The organism is Micromonospora sp. NPDC049799, assembly GCF_040656655.1.
GTDB lineage: Bacteria > Actinomycetota > Actinomycetes > Mycobacteriales > Micromonosporaceae > Micromonospora.
In genome coordinates, this window is the sequence record NZ_JBFAMU010000844.1 from 1 (window position 1) to 1355 (window position 1355).

Consider the following 1355-nt stretch of genomic DNA (forward strand, 5'->3'; position numbering starts at 1 on the left):
CCGAGCCCGGCCGCGTGCGCCTGGTGGGGTACGACCCGGAGCATCTGGGCGGCGGGCTCGCCGGGTTCGCGCCGCTCGGCACCGCCGGGCTGCTCACCTTCGTCGGGCCGGGCGGCCTGGGCCGGCTTCTCGACGACCTGGTCGAGCAGATTCGCCGGATCAACGAGACGGTGCTGGCCGGTGAGTACGGCTCGCTGCGGGAGTTGGCCTCGGCGACCGGCCGCCGGCCGGAGCCGTGGCGGGTGGCGGTGCTGCTCGGCGGCGACGAACTGTCCCGGCACGAACGCGGCCAGCTCGACCGGGTGGTCCGCACCGGGGCGGCGTGCGGGGTCCACCTGGTGGTGCGCGGCATGTCCCTGCCGGACGACCCGACGGTGACCCGGGTGCGGGTGGAGTCCGGTGGCGCCCGCGTCGTCGACCTGCCGGTACGCCTGGACCCGCCGCCCCCGGCGACACTGGTCACCGAGACCTGCCGGGAGGTGGCGGCGCGGGTCAACGCCGGGCCGGCGCCCACCCCGTTCACCGACCTGCTCCCGCCGGCCGACGAGATGTGGCGGGAGGACTCGGCGCACGGGCTGACCGCCCCGATCGGCGAGAGCCCGCAGGGCCGGCCCGTGCTGCTCACCCTCGGCGACTACCCGCCGCACGCCCTGATCGGTGGCCCCTCCGGCACCGGCAAGACCAATCTGATCTTCGCGTGGATCGGGGCGCTCGCCTCCCGCTACTCCCCCGCCGAGCTGGAGTTCTACCTGCTGGACTTCAAGGAGGGCGTGTCGTTCGCCCGGTTCGCGCAGGGCCGCCGCGATCCGAGCTGGCTGCCGCACATGCGGCTGGTCGGCATCAACGTCAACACCGACCGGGAGTTCGGCCTCGCGCTGCTGCGGTTCCTCGCCGAGGAGCTGCGCCGGCGGGCCGACGCCGCCAAGAAGCACGAGGTCACCAAGCTCGCCGAGCTGCGCGCGGTCGACCCGACCGGGCACTGGCCCCGGATCGTCGCCGTGGTCGACGAGTTCCAGATGCTGCTCGCCGGCCGGGACGCGGTGGCCCGGGAGGCGGCCGACCTGTTGGAGGACCTGGCCCGGCGCGGCCGGTCGCAGGGCATCCACCTGGTCCTCGCCTCCCAGGACGTCCGCGGCATCGAGGCGCTGTGGGGGCGGCCGGCCCTGGTCGCCCAGTTCACGCTGCGGATCGCGCTGCCCAAGGCACTGCGCATCCTCGCCGAGCGCAACGACGCCGCGCAGTCGCTGCCCCGCCACCACCCCGGCGACCAGGGCGCTGTTGGCGCCGGTGATGGGCAGCGAACCGCCGCCACCCTGACCACCGTCGCCGTTGCCGGTCGCGTTGACCAGGATCTT

1 pseudogene is annotated in these 1355 nt (G+C 75.1%); it reads left to right on the forward strand.

What is annotated here, in order from left to right:
• Window positions 1-1259, forward strand: a pseudogene (locus AB0I76_RS29990) (FtsK/SpoIIIE domain-containing protein); the annotation flags it as partial.
• Window positions 1260-1355 lie beyond the last annotated feature (96 nt).